Origin of the sequence: Planotetraspora phitsanulokensis, from assembly GCF_016863295.1 — a bacterium.
In the GTDB taxonomy this organism is placed as follows: Bacteria; Actinomycetota; Actinomycetes; order Streptosporangiales; family Streptosporangiaceae; genus Planotetraspora; species Planotetraspora phitsanulokensis.
In genome coordinates this window covers 186,029-202,627 of record NZ_BOOP01000028.1, presented here as the reverse complement: position 1 = coordinate 202,627, position 16,599 = coordinate 186,029, and the positions used below count along the sequence as shown (strand labels likewise).

Below are 16,599 nucleotides of genomic sequence, written 5' to 3'. Positions count from 1 at the left end.
CTCCGGCACCTCACCCACAGCCAGCTCACCGACTGCGTCGACCACCCCCGCCACCAACACCCACGACGGACGACCGGCACGCCCGTCATTGCCGTGATCGCCAGGCGGTGCATCGGCGGGATCGAAATCACGAGCAGCCGAACCATCCGACCACCACCCCGACGAACGCCCCACCCCAGACACCCAATCGCCACCCGCACCCGGCGCCCGCCCCACCGGATCAACGATCTCGAATAGCTCGCTCACGGGTTCACCTCCATAAGTAGATTAGAAAATCTGTTTGAATAATCTCACAACTACAGAGAGTGAGCAACGCCTGATTCGGAGAAATTCGATATTTAATACGAGCCCTATGGGCGTTTTTCGTATCAGCAATAAATGTCGGAATTGCGATAGTGGGTGTGCGTCCTGCGAGTGAATGAGACGTGCGACGCACGGAACGCGTCAGGCCTGCAGTGGGCGGGCAATGTCAGGGGCCAGGGAGCCGCACGAGGTCTGGCCAGGAGTCCACCCGGGCCTGGCCGGGAGGTCACCTCCGGGCCTGGTCGGGAGCCTGTATCGAGGCCTGATCGGCAGGGTGTGTCAGAGCTCGAGGAAGACGAACGCCGCATCTCGGGTGAGGGGTCGCCGCAGGTTGGAGTTGCGATTCGGTGCTCGCGGGGCCCGGGCTGGCCGTAGTCCTTCTTCGATCCGAAGCGCGTGGCAAAACGGCGGGAAGGTCGTCAATCCAAGCCGAAGTCATCGGGGCGGCGGCGGGGCATCAACTGTCCCCGGCCGACTGTGCCGGGCCGCCCGAAGTCTGCGCCGTCCGGCGCGCCCGAAACTGCCGCAGAAACGGCCGCACCCCAAATGGCCGCACAAGAACGGCCGCGCCTCAAACGGTCGTGTAAGAAATGGCGCACCTGGACGGGCCGTACCAGAACAGGTCGTACTGGAACAGGCCGTACTGGAACAGGCCGTACTGGAACCGGTCACGCGAAAAACGGTCGCACAAAACCGGACACATCAGGACACCGTGACGTCGAGCAAGCCGCCGACGTCACGAGGCCCCAAGCAGGGAGACGGTCAGGGGCGGCCGAGGGCGCGGTAGTGCCAACCGGCGGAGCGCCAGGTCTCGGCGTCGAGGGCGTTGCGGCCGTCGACGATGTTCCGCGCGGAGACGACGGCCCCGAGCTTGTCGGGGTCGAGGTCGACGAACTCCTGCCATTCGGTGAGCAGCAGCATGACGTCGGCTCCACGGGCCGCCTCGAGAGCCGAGTCGGCGTATCCGAGGTGCGGATGAGCGCGCCGCGCGTTGTCCAGGGCGACCGGGTCGTAGATGGTGACCGCGCCGCCTTCCTGGCCGATGGTGACGGCGACGTCCAGTGCGGGCGAGTCACGGATGTCGTCGGAGTTGGGCTTGAAGGCCGCACCGAGCACGCCGACCGTGCAGCCGGTGAACGAGCCTCCGACCAGCCCGCGCGCGAGGTCCACCATCCTGGCGCGACGCCGCATGTTGATGGCGTCGACCTCGCGCAGGAACGTCAGCGCCTGGTCGGCCCCGAGTTCGCCCGCGCGGGCCATGAACGCCCGGATGTCCTTGGGTAGGCAGCCGCCGCCGAAGCCGAGCCCGGGGTTGAGGAACCTGCCGCCGATGCGGTCGTCGAACGACAGCGCGAGCGACAACTGCTTGACGTCCGCGTGGGCGACCTCGCACACCTCGGCCATGGCGTTGATGAAGGAGATCTTGGTGGCGAGGAAGGCGTTGGCGGCCGACTTGACCAGCTCGGCGGTGGGGAAGTCCGTCACCACGATCGGAACCTCGCCCAGCGGGGCGTAAACGTCCCGCAGCACCTTCTCGGCCCGCTCGGAGGCGACCCCCAGCACGATCCGATCCGGGTGCAGGGTGTCCTTCACGGCGAAGCCCTCGCGGAGGAACTCCGGATTCCAGGCCATCTCGGCCTGGGCGCCGGCGGGTGCCAGCCGTACGAGCTTCTCGGCGAGGCGCTCGGCGGTGCCGACGGGGACGGTCGACTTGCCGACGACGAGGCACTCGCGGTCGAGGTAGGGGGCGAGGGATTCCACGACGGCGTCGAGGTAGGAGACGTCCGCGGCGTACTCGCCCTTCTTCTGCGGGGTGCCCACACAGATGAAATGGACGTCGCCGAAGGCGGCCGCCTCCTCGTAGGAGGTCGTGAACCGAAGGCGTCCCGCCTCCAGGTTGCGCCGCAGGAGATCCTCTAGGCCGGGCTCATGGATCGGGAGTTCGCCGCGCTCGAGCATGTCGATCTTGCTCTGGTCGACGTCCAGGCCGAGAACCTCAAAGCCGAGTTCGGCCATGCATGCCGCATGTGTGGCACCCAAATATCCGGTGCCGAGCACGGTGAGGCGGTAAGGCACGGCATGCTCCCCTCTTACCCACTCTTTGTGATCTGGCATAGTACTGGGGCCGTCAACTGCCCCAGGTATCGGGCAGGCAAACTGTTTCTGGCCCCAACCGTAGGGGGTGCCGAGGATCAAGGCGCTGCCACCCCCCGCCGAGGGTGCGCCGGCCCGGCGCGCGTCGGGGGCGGCATGCCGCGCAGAGCCGTACTGGTTGGTAACTATCTGATCGGCCGACCTAGTATCGCGCTATGAGCTTCCCTCTGTACGCGCCCGCTGAGGAGCACGAGATGCTCCGCGAGACGGTCCGGGCCATCGCCGATGAAAAGATCGCTCCCCGTGCCGCCGCGGCGGACGAGAACGAGGAGTTCCCGTGGGAGGTCTACAAGGACCTCGTCGCGGCGGACCTGCACGCCGTGCACATCCCCGAGGAGTACGGCGGAGCCGGCGCCGACGCGCTCGCCACGGTCATCGTGATCGAGGAGGTCGCCCGCGCGTGCGCGTCGTCCTCGCTCATCCCGGCGGTCAACAAGCTGGGGACGGTCCCGCTGCTGCTGTCGGCGTCCGAAGAGGTCAAGCGGCGCTATCTGACGCCCGTCGCGAGCGGCGACGCGATGTTCTCCTACGCGTTGAGCGAGGCCGAGGCCGGGTCGGACGCGGCCTCCATGAAGACCCGCGCGGTCAAGGACGGCGACCACTACGTGCTCAACGGCACGAAGATGTGGATCACCAACGCGGGTGTCTCGGAGTACTACACGGTCATGGCGGTGACCGACCCGTCGGCGGGCGCCCGCGGGATCTCCGCCTTCGTCGTCGAGAAGAGCGACGAGGGGGTCGGTTTCGGTCCCAAGGAGAAGAAGCTCGGCATCAAGGGGTCGCCGACCCGCCAGGTGATCCTCGAGAACGTCCGCATCCCCGAGTCGCGGATGGTCGGTGAGCCCGGCACCGGCTTCAAGACCGCGTTGGCCACGCTCGACCACACGCGGATCACGATCGCCGCGCAGGCCCTCGGCATCGCGCAGGGCGCGCTCGACTTCGCCATCGGCTATGTGAAGGAGCGCAAGCAGTTCGGCAAGGCGATCGCCGAGTTCCAGGGTCTGCAGTTCATGATCGCGGACATGGCGGTGAAGCTCGAGGCCGCCCGTCAGCTCACTTACGCCGCGGCCGCGAAGTCGGAGCTCGCCATCCACGGCACGCCCGTCAAGGATCTGACATTCTTCTCGAGCGCGGCCAAGACCGCCGCGTCCGACGCCGCCATGGAGATCACCACCGACGCCGTCCAGCTGCTCGGCGGGTACGGTTACACGCGCGATTTCCCCGTTGAGCGCATGATGCGCGACGCGAAGATCACCCAGATCTACGAGGGCACCAACCAGATCCAGCGCATGGTCATGGCCCGCCAGCTCCTCAAGTAGCTCAAGTAGGCCGCTGATATGCGAAAACCCCGCTTCTCCTCGTGCGGGTGGCGGGGTTCGTCATGTCTGGGCGCCCGCCCGGCCCGCGGACCGGGCGGGCGCCCTTTTTCACGCTGCACGGCGGTCATTCGTGCGCTGCGAGCAGCCCTTCCCTCATCGATGGGCGAGACATGGTGGCCATCTCAGCGGGCGACGTCATAGACCAGCTTGGTGATGCCGTTGGCGTACGTCTCGGACTCGACCACCTTCAGCATCTGCTTCTCCTTGTCGGTGTCGCTGAACATCCGCTTGCCGGCTCCGAGCAGCACCGGGAACACCAGCAGGTGGTAGCGGTCGATCAGACCGGCGTCGGAGAGGTTGCGAGCGAGGGTGGCGCTGCCGTGGATGACGATGGGGCCGCCGTCGGTCTCCTTGACCTTCGCGACGTCCTCGAGGGAACGAAGAATCGTGATGTCCCCCCAGTTGTCGACGAGGGCGTCCTCGCCGAGGGTGGTCGAGACGACGTACTTCGGCAGTTCCTTGAGGGCGGCGAAGTCCTCCATGTCCGGCCATAGCGGCGCGAAGGCCTCGTAGCTGGTCCGGCCGAACATCAGTGCGGTGGACTCCTCGATCTCCCGACCCTTGATCTCGTACGCCTCAGGCAGGAACTCGATGTCCTTGTAGGTCCAGCCGCCGCTGCGGTGGGTCTCGGAGGGGAGTCCGCCGCCGGGAGAGTCGACGACCCCGTCCAGCGAGACGAAGGCGGTGTAGATCAGCAAACGCATTCGATGTCCTATCCGTCGTCAGGTGGAGATCCCTATCCTGCGGTGGCGTCACGCGCACGGCAACGATTAGTTCAGATCGTTCAGACCAAGTCGGGAGGGACGGCTGCACCACCGGTCGATCAGGCGGCCGTGAACCTTCCGGCACTCGGGCCGGGTTCTCGGTCGGCGAAGTAGGCCGAGGGGGTCGTGCCGAGTGTGCGGTTGAACATCGCGGTGAAGGCGCTGGGAGTGGCGTAGCCGAGACCGGTGGCGATGACGGTGACCGGTGTGCCCTTGGCGAGCAGAGTGACCGCACGTATGAGCCTGGCCTGCTGCACCCAGCGGGCGAGGCTCATACCGGTCGCGGCGGTGAATCTGCGCTGCAGGCTGCGCGGACTCATGTGCGCGTAGGCCGCTGCGTCCGCGGTCGCCCACCGGTCGCCGGGCTCCTGCTGGATCGCCGCGCAGAGCTCGTCGAGCTGGGCGTCGGCGGGAGCCGGGAGGTGCAGCGCCGGGACAGGGAGCGGCGCGAGCTCGAGGAGCAGCAGTTCGACGACCTTGCCCTCGCGGCCTTCACGCTCGTACTCCGCGGGGAGCCGGGTCGCTTCGTCGATGAGCTCGCGCAGCAGCGGGGAGACCGAGACGACGGTGGGGATCTCGGGCAAGCGCCAGGCTGACTGAGGCTCGATGTAGAGGGTGCGCATGGCGACCGGCCCCGCGCAGGTCATCGCGTGGGTGAGTCCGGCGGGGACCCAGACTCCCCGGGTGGCGGGAACGACCCAGACGCCGTGGTCGGTCACGACGGTGATGGCCCCCGTCGTGCCGTAGATCAGCTGAGCGCGCCGATGGTGGTGAGCGGGGATGTGATGGCCGTCGGGAAGATCACGTGCCATCGCCGCAAGCGGCCTCGGAACGTGCTGATAGTCGTCGCGGTTCTCGCTCTTGCCGTACATGGCGCAATCTCGATGGATGATGGCGTGGCCACGAAAGTATGCCAGTAGGAGGTCGGCCTAGCGTCGACCCATGTGATCGAACCCCACCCCGCTCCGGCCGCTGATGGGCGGCTGACCGTGCTGCTTGCCGCCACCAGCGCCGTCACGGCGGCCAATGTCTACCTCAACCAGCCCCTGCTGGGAGCCGTGGCCACCTCGCTGGGAGCCGGCCCCGACACCCTCGGGGCCGTTCCCACCGCGACGCAGTTGGGCTATGCGGCAGGGATCCTCCTGCTCGTTCCGGCAGGCGACGGACACGACCGGCGCAGGCTGATCCTCGGCCTCTGCACAGCGTCCGCATTCGCGCTCGCCGCCTGCGCCCTGTCTCCTTCGGTGTGGTGGCTGATCGTGTCAAGCTTCGCCCTCGGCCTGCTGTCTCCGGTCCCGCAGTTGGTCGCGCCCTTCGCCGTCGCACTGGTTCGAAGAGAGGACAGGGGACGGACCCGAGGGCGGATCGTCGGCGTTGTACAAGGCGGCCTGTTGGTCGGCGTGCTCACCTCCCGGGCATACTCCGGGGCGTTCGCCGAGTTGGCCGGGTGGCGTGCGGTGTACGGCTGTTCCTGCGCGCTCACCCTTGTGCTCGTGGTCGTTCTGCGGCGAGCTCTGCCGTACGTTCCGACCGCCGTGGCCATTTCTTACCGCGCCGCGCTGGCGTCGCTCCCGAAGCTGTTCGTCTCCCAGCCGCTGATCCGGCGGATCACCATCTCGGGGGCGCTGGTCGGGATCGCGTTCGGCGCGTTCTGGACGACGTTGACGTTCCTGCTGGAGCGGCAGTACCACTTCGGCTCGACGAGGATCGGGCTGTTCGGGTTGGTGGCCGCGGCCAGCGCCCTCGCCTCGCCCTACGCCGGGAGGATGGCCGACCGCCTCGGGCGGCGGACGGCCCTGGCGGCGCTCATCGGCCTGGTCATCGTGGGGTGGCTGATCCTGCTGCCGGGTGCCACCGGCCTCTGGTGGCTGACCGCGGGCGTGCTCGTCCTCGATGTGGGCGTCTGGGGCAGTCAGGCCGTCTGCCAGACGGTCCTGTTCACGCTCGATCCCGCCGCGCACAACCGCCTGAACACCCTCTACTTCACTCTGCGCTTCCTGGGCATCGCGCTCGGGTCGCTGCTCGGCTCACTGGCCTGGGCGGGCGGCGCATGGCCGGCGGTGGTGGGCACCGGAGTGGTCGCCGCTCTGGCCGGCCTGCTCATCGGCGTCTTCCCGGTCGCCGGACGGACCAGCGCACCGAGTGCGAGCAGCAGCAACCCGGCCGAGGCCCACGCGGCCCAGTCGCCCAGGGCGGTGTAGAGCGTGGCCGAGCCCTCCCGCGGCAGGGTGGCCGTGACCGTGGTCATGCCCCTCTTGTCGCTGTAGCGCTCGGCCACGATTCGGCCGCGGTCGTCGCTGACCGTCAGCCACCCCTGGCGTGCGGCGCGGGCCACCGACAGGCCGTTCTCCACGCCGCGGACCACCGCCATGCGGCTGTGCAGCCACGCGTCCTCGTCGAAGTCCCAGGCGGGCGCGAGCAGCGCGGCGACGCCGGCCTTGCCGTACTCCCTGACCAGGCCGGGGAAGTCGAGGTCCTTGCAGATGATGAGGCCGAGCCGATTGCCGTCGAGGAAGGCCAAGCCGGTGCCGGGCCGGAACTTGCGCTCCACCCCGGGGATCATGTGGTGCTTGTCGTAGCGCACGCCGGAGGGGTAGCTCACCGCGCTGTTGGTCTCCATGGCGACTCCCGCGACCACTTCCACGCCCGGGCGGGCGAACGGCAGGTCGGCGGTCTTGAAAACCTTCTCGGGCAGCACCACGATCTCCGCACCTCGGGCCACCGCGGCGTCGACGGCCTCGCCGTACCGGCGGACGAGATCCTCGGAGTTGTCCGTCGCGACCAGCGCGACCTTCCGTCCTCCGGTGTCGGCGGGCGTCGCGAGCCGTACGAACCCATGGCCGAGCGTGAGCGCGACCAGCACGCCCGAGACCACCGCCGCGCGTGGCCGCAGAACCGCGATCGAGGCGGGCACGAACAGCAGGAGGAAGGTGATGCCCCAGACCCCGGTGACCGAGGCGGTCTGCAGCACGGGCAGGAAGTCGGCCTGGGTGTACGCCAGACTCCACCAGGCCCCGTGCGGTCCGGCGAGGTTCATGACGTACTCGGTGGTGACCCATACGGCCGGTACGGCTGCCGCCGCCAGGAGCGGCCTGCCTCGCACGAGCAGGGTGCGGAAGAGCAGCACGCCCAGGCCGTAGCAGAACGCGGGGCCGACGATGAGAGCGGCGGCGAGCGCGGGCGGCATCTCGAGGGTCCGGGTGAAGTACGGCCACATCTGCGTCTGGCTGCCGAGCCAGACAAGTGTCCCGGCGGCGAAGGCCGTACCCCTGCCCGCCCGGCGGGCCAGGACCAGGACGGGCAGCGGTGCGAGCCAGGTGAGCCACCAGACGGGGTGGAGACCGGTGCCGAAGTGCATCAGTACGGCGGAGGCGAGGGTGAGGAGGATGCGTTCCATGCCGAGGATCGTGCTTTTCCCCGCCTCGCCGGCGCGTCAGTCTCGGGTGCGATCTCCATTGTCACTCTCACCGGCGACCACCAGCCCGGACTCGTAGGCCAGCACCACGGCCTGGACCCGGTCCCGCAGGTCCAGCTTGGTGAGCATGCGGCTGACGTGGGTCTTGACCGTGTGCTCGGTGACCACCAGCGTGGCGGCGATCTCCGCGTTCGACAGGCCGCGCGCGACCAGGTTCAGCGTCTCGCGCTCGCGGTCGGTCAGTGCGTCCAGCCTGGCCGCCAACCGAGGGGCGACGCCGTGGGCGGGCCTGCGCACCAGGTCCTCGAGCAGTCGCCTGGTCGCCGCCGGGGCGAGCAGGGCCTCACCCGAGGCGACGGTGCGCACGGCGTGGGCGAGCTCGTCGCGCCGGATGTCCTTCAGCAGGAAGCCGCTCGCTCCCGCCCGGACCGCGTCGTAGACGTACTCGTCGAGGTCGAACATGGTGAGCACGAGCACCTTGGCGGCCGTGGTCGCGCAGATCTCCCGGGTCGCCTCGATGCCGTTCGTGCCCGGCATGCGCACGTCCATGAGGACGACGTCCGGCCGGAGCCGCCTGGCCTCGGCGATCGCCTCCTCACCGTCGGCCGCCTCGCCGACCACCTCCATGTCCGGCTGCGCGCTCAGGATCAGCCCGAATCCCGCGCGGAAGAGGTCCTGGTCGTCGGCGATGAGCACTCGCAACACGCGGCTATTCAAGCGGAAATTCGGCGTGCACCCTGAATCCGCCGTCCCGTCCCACGCCGGCCGTGAACGTGCCGCCGCATGCCGCCGCCCGTTCCCGCATCCCGGCCAGCCCATACCCGCCGCCCTCGCCGCCCGGCCCCCGTCCGTCGTCGGCGACCTCCACCGCCAGGCTCTCCCGCCAGGTCACGGTGAGGCGTACGGCACGCGTGCCGGCGTGCCTGCGCACGTTGGTGAGCGCCTCCTGAACGATGCGGTAGACGGCGGCCTCGACGCTTTCCGCGACCGGACGCGGAGTGCCGACGGTCGTGCTCACCACATCGAGTCCGCTGCGTTCGAGCAGTGCGGGGAGGTTGGCCAGGCGGGGCTGAAACAGCGACTCGCCGGCATGGCCCCACGCGCGGTCACCACCTTCGCCCGGGGTCCGCAGTGCGGCCAGCACCCCCCGAAGCTCGGTCAGCGCGCTCCTTCCCGTGCCGGCGATGGCGTCGAAGACCTCCTCGGCCTTGTCCGGGTCGCTGCGCACCACGACCGGCCCGGCCTCGGCCTGGACCACCATCAGCCCGACGGAATGGGTGACGATGTCATGCACGTCGCGCGCGATCCGGGTGCGCTCCTCGGCCGCCGCCGCGATGTGCTCCTGCTCTCGCCGCCGCGCCCGCTCGGCCAGTTCGGCGGCTCGCGAGCGGCTCGCCCTGGCACTGGTGCCCAGCGCGTAGGCGGCCGCGAACGCGGTCCCCATCAGCCGGAACGTCTCGTCGTTCTCTCCCGGCAACACCAGCGAGATTCCCACGGCCACCACGATCGCCGGAATCGACGCGAGCCTCTTCCACGTGGGGCTCAGGTCGGCGATCGTGTAGACGGCCAGCAGCGGCCCGAAGGGCAGGAACGGCTTCTCCCACATCACCATCACGGACATGGCCGCGCCGACCACCACCGCCACCACCATCGGCGCCCGCCTGCGCCACCACACCGGCACCGATGCCAGCAGCCCCAGACCGATGATCCACCACGGTTTGGGATCGGGCAGGACGAGCGGGCCGACCGTGGCGACGACCACGCACACCGCAAGCGCCCCGTCTACCGCCCTGCCGAGCCGGCCCGCCGCGAACATCCGTCCATTATTCGGATTCGTCGGCCCCGCCGTCCTCACTCTTCAGAGTGATCGTCCCTGTCATCCCAGGACAGGCCCTGCCCATGATGACGGGCAGGGAGGCCGGCCCGGGCGTGGACCGGCCTCCCCTCCCGATCAGTACGGGCGAAGCGACGTGAAGAACTGCCGCATTTCGTCGGCGAGCAGGTCCGGTTCCTCCAGCGGCATGAAGTGTCCGCCCCTGCCCGGCTCACTCCAGTGCCGGATGTCGGTGCAGGCACGTTCGGCGATCTCGCGGGGGAAGCCGGCATGCGAGGGCTCGGTGCTCAGAGTGAACGCGGCGGGCACGGTGATGTCCGGCCGCGGGCTGTTGCGGTCGAAGTCGAAGTACTGCCGGAACGATGAGCCGATCGTGCCGCTCGCCCAGTACAGGGTGATCATCGTGAGCAGGGTGTCGCGGTCGAAACGGCTCTCCAGATCCCCGTGGTTGTCGCTCCAGTCCCGGTACTTGTCGATGAGCCAGGCGGCCAGTCCGGCCGGGGAGTCGTTGAGCGCCGCGGCGACGGTGTCCGGCCGGGTGCCCATGATGGCGCTGTAGCCGCCATCGGTCTCGTCATACGCCGCCTCGACGTCGAGATACGCCTGCTCCGCGGGCGAGAGCGGGCGGGAGTCGAAGGTGGCGGGGAACGGCGGGTGGATCATGTGGATGCCTGCCACCTGCTCGGGGTACAGGGCGCCCAGCCAGCCGGTGACCACGCCGCCGATGTCGCCGCCGAAGGCGCCGTAGCGCCGGTGGCCGAGGACGTCGGTCATCAGCAGATGCAGCGTCTTCGCCATCGCGGCGCGCGTCAGCGGACCCTCGGGCAGTTCCGAATACAGAAAGCCCGGCAGTGAGGGCACCACCACGTCGAACGCGTCGGCCGGATCGCCTCCGTACCGTGCGGGGTCGGTCAGGCGATCGACCAGCGGCAGCATCTCCACGAAACTGCTCGGCCAGCCGTGGCTCAGGATCAGCGGCAGTGATGCGGGCGCGTCCGCCGGGCGCACCCCGGGCACGCGAAGGAAATGCACGATCCGGCCGTCGATCCGGGCCTGGTGATGCGGCAGCGCGTTGAGCTCGGCTTCCCGGGCGCGCCAGTCGAACCCGTCGATCCAGTAGGACACCAGATCCCGCAGGTAGCCGGGGTCGGTGCCGGCCTGCCAGGGCTGATCGCCACTGCGGGCGGTGAAGCGGGTACGGGCCAGCCGGGCCCGCAGGTCGTCGAGTACCTCGTCGGATACGTCGATGCGGAAGGGGGAGAAGGTCATTGTTCCTCCGGTTAGGAGGGCGCTCCCCGACGCGAGGTCAGCTGGTAGGTGGTCGGGTGGAGCGCCCAGACGTGACATGGGTGTTCACCGGACTCACCCCCCTTCATGGCTGACGGCGAGCCACGATACACGCCCGCTTCCACCGCGAGTAGCGGGAGGTGGGGTCGTGATCGGCGCGGGCGTCGCTCAGCTCGCGGAGTCCTTGCGCGCCGACCTGGCCGCGTGGACGGTGCCGAGATAGGTGTCAACCCAGGTCGCGACGTTCCTGATGATGGCGTGCAACGCCCGGCCGGCGTCCGTGAGCGCGTATTCGACCTGAGGCGGGACGGTGGGGTGCACCGTTCGCGTCACCAGCCCGTCCCCCTCCAGGGCGCGCAGGGTCGCGGTCAGCATCCGCTGGGTGATGGGGCTGAGCAGGCGCCGCAACTCGTTGAAGCGCCGCGGTTCCGCCGCGAGCTCGTCCATCACGACGCCCGTCCATTTGTCTCCCACACGGCCCAGGATGCTCCGGACGAGGTCGCAGGGGTCCAGCTCCTCCAGCTCCTCCGCCGTCGGCTGCGCCGCGCCCTCTAACGCATCGGCCATGCCGGTTCCCTCCGGGGTACCAGGGCACATCCAACTGCCTTCTTGCCGGTGGGTGGACGTGCCGACAACCTGATTCCTGGTTCTCGGACCGTATCAAGTCGTCATCAAAGTCGTCGACGCGCGCAGTCCGTCCGGACTTGCGCGTATTTCCCTCACGTCGACGCATCACCGCATGCCGGACAACCGCGGTCCGAGGCGACTACATCAGGTGACGTGATGAAGACCAGGAGTGCATGATGAGCCTTCCCCTCCAGACGCCCGGCGAGGACCCGAGATACACCAAGCGCGGCGCGCTCTACGTGCCCGCCGGTGAGGGCCCCACCATCTGGGCCGCCGGCGACGTTTACACGATCAAGGCCACGGCCTCGCAGACCGGCGGGCGTTTCGGCTTCATCGACGCGTCGGTGCCCCCGGGCGGCGGGCCGGAGGCGCATGTCCACAACGACCACGACGAGACGTTCTTCCTGATGTCCGGGGAACTCGAGTTCCTCGACGGCGGCGACACGTTCACCGCGCGCGCCGGGGACTTCATCCACGTGCCCCGGGGGACCCGCCATCGTTTCAAGAACAACGGGCTGCACGCCGTAAAGATGATCTTCCTGTTCACCCCCGGCGGACCGGACGAGGGGTTCATCGACCTCTTCCCCAAGGCCGTGCCCGGCGAGCTGCCCGGGCCGCCGACCGAGGAGCAGATCGAGCGCATGATGACGATGGGAGCGCGGACCAACACCGACATCCTCCCCGACCTTCCCCAGTGACGCCGTAGTCGCCCGGCGCCGATATGGCGCGAGGCCGTGTCCGGCGATCCTGCCGCCGGCGCGGCCTCGTGACGCTGTCGCTTCTACGCGTCTTCGTACTCGTCTTCGTCGTCGGGCGGCAGGTCGGGCAGCCGCCAGCCCGCGATGAGCAGCGGCATCGTGTAGTGGGTCGCCGCCAGCGTCAGGGCGGTCGGCCCGATGAGCGCGAGCGGGATGGTGATCGAGAGAGGCCCGTCCTGCTGCCAGCTCACGAAGTTCGCCAGGACGAACAGCAGGGCGAGGACGGCGGTGGTCGCACCGTGCGCCGACGTGTAGGCCCGGTGCCGTTCGGTTCGCTGCCGCTCGTCGAGGTACTGCTCGGGAAGGTACATGGCGCCGCGCGTGGCCGCGTGCAGCCAGCTGATCACCGGCAGTCCCACGACCAGGCCGACGCCGAACATCGACAGGTAGACGTTGCGGGCCAGATCGCTCGGCGCGTACTGGGCGATCACCACCAGTCCGGCCCAGAGGACGACCAGCGCGGCCGCGCCCGCCGCCACCAGACGCCGCCGGGCGGGCCGGGTGGCCCAGAGCCGGTTCGCCGGGAGGCTCTCCAGGCGGTCCCGCCGCTTCTCCCACGTGCTGCTCATGACGACCCCAGTCTGGCGAACGGATGGAGAGAGAAGATGACCTCCACCGGTACCTCGAAGTATTCGGCGATCTTCAGGGCGAGGAACAGCGAGGGGCTGTACTCGCCCCGCTCCAGATAGCCCACCGTCTGGTAGTGCACGCCCAGAGCCGCGGCCAGATCCTTGCGGGAGATCCCCCGCTCCGCCCTCAGCATCGGGATCCTGTTGTAGACGATCTCGTTGGACACCGGGAATCCTCACTTGCGTGTGACCCTGCGCAGCAGCCACGGTGCCAGCACCATACCGGCGGCCGCCCAGGCGCCCATCACCATCGCGGCCGTTCCGAGCTCCCACGTCTTGTGGAGTTCGCCGCCGGGGGAGTCGAAGAAGGCCGCCCGCAGTCCGTGCCCCTGCCAGTAGAGCGGGAAGATCTGCGCGATCCACTGCACGGGCGCGGGCATCATCGTCATCGGGATCATCACCCCCGAAGCGATCATCAGCAGCATGGTGGGCAGGCCGACGGCCGCGGCGGCCGCCTTCGCCGTGGGCAGCATCACCCCGATCATCGCGCCGAGCGGGATGACCGACAGCGCGCCCAGGCCCAGGACCCAGATCAGCGTCGCCCAGCCGTACAGGGAGGAGGGCAGCGCGACCCCGCCGATGGCGCCGCCGATCGCCAGCATCAGCGCCGAGTGCACGGCGATGTGCAGCGTCAGCGACACCGTCCTGCCCGTGATGTAGACGGGCACGCCGCGAGGGAGCATGCGGAGCCGGAGCAGCGCGCCCTCCTCCCGGTCGGCCGCGATCAGCATCGGCAACGTCATGACCCCGGCCGAGAACACCGTGAACGCGACGAATCCGACCGTCATGAACCCGGTCATGTCAACGCCTCCGCCGGCGGGGTTGCGGCCGATCCAGAGGATGAGCATCAGGTACATGACCAGGCCGGCGATGTTGGTGCCGAGTTCCTTGCGGTCACGCAGGATGGAGTTCTGCTCGATCAGGCCGCGCCTGATCCCGAGTGCCATCGTGTTCACGCCGCGCTCCTTTCCACCAGGTTGAGGTAGCTCTCTTCGAGGGTCGGCCGCCGGATCTCCAGTTCGGGGACCGGTCCGCCGTATCGCTGGTGCAGCCGCCAGGCCAGTCCGGACGGGTCGTCCGTCCGCTCGCATCCGTCCCGCCACCGCACCAGGGAGGGCGCCTGTACGGCCGCCGCCACCTCCTTCGGAGTGCCGAAGATCGCGATGCGGCCGTCGAGCAGCACGGCGACACGGTCGGCGAGCCGCTCGGCTTCGGCCAGGTCGTGTGTGGTGAGCAGGATCGTGATGTCCAGACTCTCGATGAGCTCGTGGAACTCCCTGCGGGCCTCGGGGTCGAAGCCCGTGGTCGGCTCGTCGAGGAAGAGCAGTTCGGGCCGGCCGACGATGCCCAGCCCCACGTCGAGCCGTCTGCGCTGGCCGCCGGACAACTCCCGGACCCTGGCGGTCGCGTGGCCCTCGAGCCCCAGCGTCCGCAGCAACTCGTCGGTGTCCCACGGAGCGGGGTAGTGGGCGGCGACATGGTCGAGCAGGGTCCGCACCTGCCAGCGCGGGTGGTCGTGCCAGTCCTGCAGCACCGTGCCCAGCCTCGCCCGCCAGGCGTCGGCGCCGCGCGCCGGGTCCTCGCCGAGCACCTCGACGTCGCCCGCGGCCCGGGTCCGCAGTCCCTGAAGGATCTCGATCGTGGTCGTCTTGCCGGCGCCGTTCGGGCCGAGCAGGGCGACGGTCTCGCCGCGTCGCAGGTCCAGGTCCAGCCCGCGCAGGACCTGGCGTTCGCCGTACGACATCCGCAGCCCGCGGACGCTGATCACAGTATCCATGCGAGAGAATGTAGTACTTCTACTACATTCTCGACAAGATCTATGACGGAAGTGAGTAGTTTTCGGGCATGCGGCAGCGACGTTCGTCAGTGGACGATCGTCAGTTGGCCGCCTGGTTCTTGCAGATGTTCTGCGTGGCCGTACGGGCCGAGGGGGTCGCCGCCGGCTTGGGATCCGTCCCGCCGGTCGCGACCTTCACCCGCTTGACCGTGTTGTTCTTCTGACCGAGGACGACCTCGATGCTCTTGAGGTCGTCCCTCTCCCGAAGCTCGGCTCCGGGGAACGCGGCGGCCACGGTCCGGGCGGAGTCCTCCCGGCCGGCCGGATAGCGGATCACGGTGTTGGTGAAGTTCCGCTCGGGCACGTCGCCGGGGCTCGACGGGACCATGAAGCCCGCCGCCAGCAGGCTCGACCTGGTCTTGGCGCCCAGTCCCGTGATCAGGGTGCCGTTGAGGACGCGGACCGCGATGCGCCCCGGGGGGATGGTCAGCGCGGTCGGCGAAGCGGACGGCGTCGCGCCCGCGGAGGCGGGTGCGGAGGCCGACGCGGACGGCGCGGGGGAGCGGCGCTTGACCGGCCCGGCCTGCAACTCGTCCGTGGCGATCCGCCGGAACAGTTCCCGGGCCGCGGGCTTGTCCCACAACACGGCGGACTCGCCCGTCGGCGCCTTGTAGTTCACGTCGGACAGCGGCACGGTGGCGAACGAGACGTCGTCGGTGGAGACGTCCTTGAGCTGGTTGGCCAGCCCGAGCAGGTCCTCGGACAGGGCCTTGTCCACGGTCAGCGTCTTGAGCGTCGAGCTGACCAGCCCGGTGAGCTTGACCGGATTGGTGAGCGTGTCGCCGCTGAGCGCCTTGCCGAGAAGTGCGGAGATGACCTGCTGCTGCCGGTCGATGCGGTCGAGGTCGGCCCGGGCGGTGGCCCGCGTCCGCGCGTACGCGAGCGCGTCGACCCCGTTGAGGTTGTAGGTGCCCGGCTGCAGCGCGAGCCGGGTCTTCGGGTCGTCGATGGCGATGGGCGTGCAGACGGTGACGCCGCCCAGCGATTCCACGACGTCGATGAAGCCGAGCACGTTGACCTCGACGTAGTGGTTGATGCGCAGCCCGGTGGCCTGCTCGACCGTCTTGACCGCCAGCTTGGCCCCGCCGAACTGGTACGCCGCGTTGATCTTGTGGGTGCCGTTGCCGGGAATGTCGGTCCAGCTGTCCCTGGGCAGGCTGACGACGGTGACCTTCTTGTGGTCCTCGGAAAGGTGGACGACCATCATCGTGTCGCTGCGCTCGCCCGCCTCGCGCCCGAGATGGAGCTGGATCTGCTGGCGCCGGCTGAGGTCGTCGCGCTTGTCGACGCCGACGAGGAGGATGTTCATCGCACCCTTGGCCGGGACGTCGGTCGTGCCCGCGTCGACGGACTGGATCTGGCTCGCCGCGTAATTGGGCACCAGCCACATCACGCCGGACCCGAGCAGGACGACGCTGGACAACGAGCCCGAGATGAGAAGAGAGCGGAGGTTCGTCCGGCTTCGACGGGCGCGACGGGTCGCGATCCTGATCCCGCCGTAGGCGTCTCCCCCTACGTGGACGCCGGAGTCGCCGATCTCATCGTCGTCGCCAGGCATTCGCGGTCACCCTTTCGGTTGCCGACTCCACCCCCCCGTACAGTAGCGTGAGCG

At 69.1% G+C, this 16,599-nt stretch carries 17 protein-coding genes and 1 pseudogene; 3 read left to right on the top strand and 15 right to left on the bottom strand.

Translation table 11 applies throughout. The features are described 5' to 3' along the window. From Pph01_RS28895 to Pph01_RS28890, 3 genes are all read right to left on the bottom strand, one after another. A partial coding sequence (locus Pph01_RS28895; protein WP_204076303.1) for a hypothetical protein occupies window positions 1–246 on the bottom strand: 246 nt, incomplete at its 3' end. Between the two features lie 628 nt (window positions 247–874). After that, a complete protein-coding gene (locus tag Pph01_RS43435) occupies window positions 875–1,006 on the bottom strand; it encodes a hypothetical protein (RefSeq protein WP_275412879.1) in 132 nt (43 codons plus the stop codon). A gap of 59 nt (window positions 1,007–1,065) precedes the next feature. Beyond that, entirely contained in the window at window positions 1,066–2,418 is a 1,353-nt protein-coding gene (locus Pph01_RS28890) for a UDP-glucose dehydrogenase family protein (protein WP_239117091.1), read from the bottom strand. Between the two features lie 194 nt (window positions 2,419–2,612). Between Pph01_RS28890 and Pph01_RS28885 the strand changes: the two genes are divergently transcribed. Beyond that, window positions 2,613–3,776 (top strand): acyl-CoA dehydrogenase family protein, encoded by a 1,164-nt coding sequence (locus Pph01_RS28885; protein WP_204076301.1) that lies wholly within the window; start codon window positions 2,613–2,615, stop codon window positions 3,774–3,776. A 182-nt stretch (window positions 3,777–3,958) separates the two neighbouring features. Here the strand turns inward: Pph01_RS28885 and Pph01_RS28880 are convergent, their stop codons facing one another. Next, on the bottom strand, window positions 3,959–4,540 hold the full coding sequence (locus Pph01_RS28880) for a dihydrofolate reductase family protein (RefSeq protein WP_204076300.1): 582 nt from the start codon (window positions 4,538–4,540) through the stop codon (window positions 3,959–3,961). A gap of 119 nt (window positions 4,541–4,659) precedes the next feature. Then, on the bottom strand, window positions 4,660–5,472 hold the full coding sequence (locus Pph01_RS28875) for an AraC family transcriptional regulator (RefSeq protein ID WP_204076299.1): 813 nt from the start codon (window positions 5,470–5,472) through the stop codon (window positions 4,660–4,662). A 72-nt stretch (window positions 5,473–5,544) separates the two neighbouring features. Here Pph01_RS28875 and Pph01_RS28870 point away from each other — a divergent pair, with 72 nt between their 5' ends. Beyond that, window positions 5,545–6,801: an MFS transporter gene (locus Pph01_RS28870; protein ID WP_204076298.1), complete on the top strand. Its 1,257-nt coding sequence runs from the start codon at window positions 5,545–5,547 to the stop codon at window positions 6,799–6,801. Between the two features lie 29 nt (window positions 6,802–6,830). On the opposite strand, the pseudogene Pph01_RS43740 reads toward Pph01_RS28870, so the two are convergent. The 5 genes and pseudogenes from Pph01_RS43740 to Pph01_RS28850 form a co-directional block, all read right to left on the bottom strand. Then, window positions 6,831–7,958 (bottom strand): annotated as a pseudogene (locus Pph01_RS43740) (hypothetical protein); the annotation flags it as partial. 75 nt (window positions 7,959–8,033) lie between these two features. Beyond that, a complete protein-coding gene (locus tag Pph01_RS28865) occupies window positions 8,034–8,720 on the bottom strand; it encodes a response regulator (protein WP_239117090.1) in 687 nt (228 codons plus the stop codon). Between the two features lie 4 nt (window positions 8,721–8,724). Further along, on the bottom strand, window positions 8,725–9,831 hold the full coding sequence (locus Pph01_RS28860; protein ID WP_204076296.1) for a sensor histidine kinase: 1,107 nt from the start codon (window positions 9,829–9,831) through the stop codon (window positions 8,725–8,727). A 135-nt stretch (window positions 9,832–9,966) separates the two neighbouring features. Next, a complete protein-coding gene (locus tag Pph01_RS28855) occupies window positions 9,967–11,118 on the bottom strand; it encodes an epoxide hydrolase family protein (protein ID WP_204076295.1) in 1,152 nt (383 codons plus the stop codon). Between the two features lie 186 nt (window positions 11,119–11,304). Further along, window positions 11,305–11,703, bottom strand: a complete 399-nt coding sequence (locus tag Pph01_RS28850; protein WP_204076294.1) for a winged helix-turn-helix transcriptional regulator — start codon at window positions 11,701–11,703, stop codon at window positions 11,305–11,307. Window positions 11,704–11,939: 236 nt separating this feature from the next. Here Pph01_RS28850 and Pph01_RS28845 point away from each other — a divergent pair, with 236 nt between their 5' ends. Next, entirely contained in the window at window positions 11,940–12,461 is a 522-nt protein-coding gene (locus Pph01_RS28845; protein WP_204076293.1) for a cupin domain-containing protein, read from the top strand. Window positions 12,462–12,544: 83 nt separating this feature from the next. On the opposite strand, the gene Pph01_RS28840 is transcribed toward Pph01_RS28845, so the two are convergent. From Pph01_RS28840 to Pph01_RS28820, 5 genes are all read right to left on the bottom strand, one after another. Further along, on the bottom strand, window positions 12,545–13,090 hold the full coding sequence (locus Pph01_RS28840; RefSeq protein WP_204076292.1) for a hypothetical protein: 546 nt from the start codon (window positions 13,088–13,090) through the stop codon (window positions 12,545–12,547). Next, window positions 13,087–13,284 carry a helix-turn-helix transcriptional regulator gene (locus Pph01_RS28835; protein ID WP_204076326.1) on the bottom strand — a complete coding sequence of 66 codons (198 nt, stop codon included), beginning with the start codon at window positions 13,282–13,284 and terminating at the stop codon, window positions 13,087–13,089. Before Pph01_RS28835 ends, Pph01_RS28840 begins: the two co-directional genes overlap by 4 nt. Before the next feature lie 42 nt (window positions 13,285–13,326). Beyond that, entirely contained in the window at window positions 13,327–14,097 is a 771-nt protein-coding gene (locus tag Pph01_RS28830) for an ABC transporter permease (protein ID WP_239117092.1), read from the bottom strand. Window positions 14,098–14,102: 5 nt separating this feature from the next. Continuing rightward, window positions 14,103–14,927, bottom strand: coding sequence for an ABC transporter ATP-binding protein (locus Pph01_RS28825; RefSeq protein WP_204076290.1), 825 nt, complete (start codon window positions 14,925–14,927; stop codon window positions 14,103–14,105). Window positions 14,928–15,027: 100 nt separating this feature from the next. Next, window positions 15,028–16,545, bottom strand: coding sequence for an LCP family protein (locus tag Pph01_RS28820; protein ID WP_204076289.1), 1,518 nt, complete (start codon window positions 16,543–16,545; stop codon window positions 15,028–15,030). Window positions 16,546–16,599 lie beyond the last annotated feature (54 nt).